Below are 4025 nucleotides of genomic sequence, written 5' to 3'. Positions count from 1 at the left end.
CACCTCTAACCTTTATTGTTGTATTTATTATAAAGGTTGTTCCTTAGTGTGTGTATACAGAAAAGTCTACCATCATTTTATGGCGAATAAGACCCTGTAGTTCCATTTGCAGCTAACAAGCAGCCCATTTCGCTCAAATAGGGCCCTATAGTTCTCACAACATTGCCTGTCCATGGACTAGGCATTTTTTTCTGCCGTTTGGGATCTCTCCGCTTGATCCTAACTTCTAAATGATGTATATTGTTTTTACATTGACATTACAGCAGGTCAAAAAAGGAGGAGCCATGTCACCACGTACCAAAGAACAGAATGATGCGATCCGGGAGATGCGGATGGACCAAATTATGCAAGCGGCTGCGGACGTATATTTGGAGAAGGGCATTCAATTGGAAATACGCGATGTTGCGGTCAAGGCAGAGTTAGGTTACGGAACTGTGTATCATTACTACAAAAATAAGCACATGCTTTTGGAAGATTTATTGTGGGATGCCCTGAGTCGAGCGGAGTCGGCCGTACTGCCCGCTTTGACGGGGGAGGACGGCAGTTTGGTTAAAGCGGAGTCGTTCTCCAGGCTACTGTTGCAGAAGTGTATCCAGGACCCATCCGTATTTATTTTGCTTAAAACGGTTGCGGATAATTTTCATCACTTCCCGGGAAACCGATTCATCAAGCTGTTTGATGAGTTTCAGGAACGGATCTATTTACCGTTTGTGGAATTGATTCGTGTGGGAATCGCCTCCAATTCACCTGAGAAAGCAGCTAATCTCATATTTGGTACGCTTGTTGGCTGCACTACACTTAACATCCACCACAATATGCGGAACGAGATCGATGTGGATGGGATTGTCGATATGATTTTTTCAGGCATAAAGTCAAAGGAGAGATGAATGGCATGGTCATCCTGAAATCGAGGGCAGAAATTGAAGAAATGAGAAGAGCCGGCCGCATTGTCGCTGCATTTCATCACGCAATCGCAGGTATGATCCGGCCGGGTGTCACAACGCTCGAGATCGAGTCGTTCGCGCTGCAGTTCCTGAAAGAGAATGACGCCAAGCCGTATACGGTAGGCTACAACGGCTATCCATTTGCGATATGTGCGTCTGTCAACGACGTCATTGCACATGGCTTTCCGAACGGGAAGCCGCTCAAGGAAGGCGACATCGTCACAATCGACATCGTTGCGGAAGCCCATGGTTGGATCGGCGATTCAGCATGGACGTATGCGGTCGGCGAAATTTCGGAAGAAGCCAGGAATTTGATGCGGGTAACGAAGGAATGCTTATATCTTGGTATCGAAAAAGCGGTCGTCGGAAACCGGATCGGCGATGTGATGCACAGGGTTCAAACCCATGCCGAGAACAGCGGATACTCGGTGGTGCGCGATCTGCTCGGTCATGGCGTCGGAAGGGAGATGCACGAGGAACCAAATTATACCCACATCGGAAATCCGGGCAAAGGGTTCCGCTTGAAGGAAGGGATGGTTCTTACGATCGAGCCGATGCTAAATGCCGGAAAAGCGAGAATGACGATTGATGCCGACGGATGGACCGCCAGAACCACTGACGGCTCGCTTTCCGCACAGTACGAGCATACGATCGCCATTACAGCGGATGGTCCTATTATTTTGACCGCACAATAACGGTCTGTTGCCGACAGTCTTTTCCCATGTCATCATACGATTTGGCCCTTAATCATTGTCCATTGAACTTGAAATTGTTCATCTAACAAGACAAGATCAGCCTCAAAGCCCTCGGAGATCTTACCTATTGTATCAAGGCCAAGTATTCGTGCAGGTGATTTTGAAGCCATTTTAACTGCGTCTATGAAAGAAATGCCGGTTTCTACGGTTAGACGCAGTGCCTCATTCATTGTAACCGTGCTGGAGGCTAAAGTCCCATCCTGTAGGCGCGCTACACCCTCGGAAACCGTAACATGATGGCCACCGAACAAATAATTCCCATCACCCAGCCCCATGGCTTGTAAAGCATCCGTGATCAGCACCATACCATCCGGTCCTTTCAGACGATGCATCATTCGAACGATCGCAGGGTGCAAATGAATGCCATCTACAATTGCTTGGAGGCTTACATGTTCGGCTTCAAAGGCAGCTACAACCAGACCGGGATCCCGATGATGAATCGGGCGCATGCCATTGAAACAATGCGTAACATGACTCGCTCCAGCTTCAAAGGCTTGCTTGGCCTCCTCGTATGTGGCATCCGAATGCGCGACGGCGATAACGACTCCCATTTCCTTCAGAAAAGCGATGAGTTCCATCCCGCCAGGTAATTCGGGGGCTATTGTCACCATTTTAATCAGTCCATCTGCTTCGTAAAAAATATGTTTCATTTCATTCAGATTGGGATGTCGTAAAAATCGTTCGTTTTGCATCCCTTTACGCTTCGGATTCAGGTAAGGACCCTCTAGATGAATCCCTGCAATTTTGGCCCCGGCTTCATGGCCTATGACACGTTTCACACTACGAATCATGGCTAAAAGTTCTTCAATCGTCGAGCTGACGGAAGTAACTAAAAACGAGGTGCAGCCTGTTTCTGCACAAGCCCGGGAAACCTCCTGAATACTCGTCTCACTCCCATCCATCATATCGAACCCATTGGCACCGTGAATATGAACATCGATCATGCCTGGTATTAATAAATGACCTTGACCATCTATAAGTTCATAATCGCCCTCTGCAAGAGAAGATGGGCCTGTTTCTATCTTTTCAATAATCCCGTCTCGTATCCAAAGTGTTGCAGTTTGACCAGAGTTATCTTCATGAATCACGTTGACATTGTGTAAAATTTTAAGACTCATCTCCGTTTGCCTCCTCGAAATTGTCTATCTCCTCACATTGAATAATCGTTATGTTTTTATTATGGAGCACTTCTCTTACTTCAATTGGCACTTCTTGATCGGTAATTAAAATGTCTACAAAGTCAAAATCTAAACGATAAACAGATTTGCTTGTAAACTTCGTAAAATCTGCCACAACAATGACCTGATCTGATCGGCGGGCCATCTCTTTTTTAACAGAAACATCCTCTTCGAATGGAAAATAAAGCCCATCGGCTCGTATAGCTGAAGTTCCGATAAACGCCTTATCAGCTCTTAATTCTCTTAGCTTATCGATAACAGAGGGCCCAAACAGCAACCGATTCTTGGCATGTAAATAGCCGCCGAGCACATAAACTTGCAAATCATCTTTACCTGATAGAATCCCTACAATGTCAATGGAATGTGTGATAGCCGTAATATTTTTAGCTGAAATTTGTTCTGCTACAGATTGTACCGTAGTTGATACGTCTAAAATGACGGTTTCCCGATCTTGAATCAGTTTAGCAGCTAACTTGCCGATTTTTCTTTTACTGTCTGTTTCGTCAATTAAACGTTCCTGATAAGAGGCTATTTCCTTCTGCAATTGAGGCAGAGCGACACCACCATGTGTCCGAATAACGACCCCTTCTTGTACTAATTTAACAATATCTCTTCGAGCTGTATCTCTAGATACATTTAGAAGAGTACAGATGTCCATAACACTCATCGCATGGTGTGTATTAATATAGTCGAGTATTTTCAGTAATCGTTCTTCTTGATACATTGACTTCACCTCTTATAAGTAAGTTTAGCATATATTATAAGTAAATTGAAGTGATTTATAAGAATTTTTAAGTATTAATTAATTTTAAATGATGATATATGCTTGGATATTAATTGTTGGGTTAACTACACGGAAAGATAAGAGCAGAGGGTGTGGGGGTTAATGCATACTAAAGCATTTAACTTTTTTAGGCGGAATAACATCAAGTTCTTATCAACCGACAATGATTCGTGGAATTTTCAAAAAAAGGAAAATTTACGAAGTTTAACGAATACATACTTAACAAAAAATTTTGTTAACTTCGAATAAAAAGCGTTAGGTGAAATAAATGGGGAATATTCAAAAATAGAAAGGAAAATAAATAATGAATCGAAAATTCATCTTTTTTAATGATTCCAACTTCATTGAAGAATTCCAAGAATAC

Annotated in this window: 4 protein-coding genes; 2 read left to right on the top strand and 2 right to left on the bottom strand. The window is 43.5% G+C overall.

Annotated elements, in window-relative coordinates:
- Positions 1-284: 284 nt before the first annotated feature.
- Both AC3WRW_RS32880 and map read left to right on the top strand, forming a co-directional pair.
- Positions 285-887 carry a TetR/AcrR family transcriptional regulator gene (locus AC3WRW_RS32880; protein ID WP_492550419.1) on the top strand — a complete coding sequence of 201 codons (603 nt, stop codon included), beginning with the start codon at positions 285-287 and terminating at the stop codon, positions 885-887.
- 5 nt (positions 888-892) lie between these two features.
- The gene (gene map / locus AC3WRW_RS32875) at positions 893-1639 is read left to right on the top strand and encodes a type I methionyl aminopeptidase (protein ID WP_492550418.1); all 747 of its coding nucleotides are present in this window, start codon (positions 893-895) and stop codon (positions 1637-1639) included.
- A 32-nt stretch (positions 1640-1671) separates the two neighbouring features.
- On the opposite strand, the gene nagA is transcribed toward map, so the two are convergent.
- Both nagA and AC3WRW_RS32865 read right to left on the bottom strand, forming a co-directional pair.
- Positions 1672-2817, bottom strand: coding sequence for an N-acetylglucosamine-6-phosphate deacetylase (gene nagA, locus AC3WRW_RS32870; RefSeq protein WP_492550417.1), 1146 nt, complete (start codon positions 2815-2817; stop codon positions 1672-1674).
- On the bottom strand, positions 2807-3601 hold the full coding sequence (locus AC3WRW_RS32865; protein ID WP_492550416.1) for a DeoR/GlpR family DNA-binding transcription regulator: 795 nt from the start codon (positions 3599-3601) through the stop codon (positions 2807-2809). The genes nagA and AC3WRW_RS32865 overlap by 11 nt, the downstream gene beginning before the upstream one ends.
- Positions 3602-4025: the final 424 nt, after the last annotated feature.

It is taken from the genome of Paenibacillus sp. FW126-R14 (genome assembly GCF_058789495.1).
This window is presented reverse-complemented; position numbering and strand designations above follow the sequence as displayed.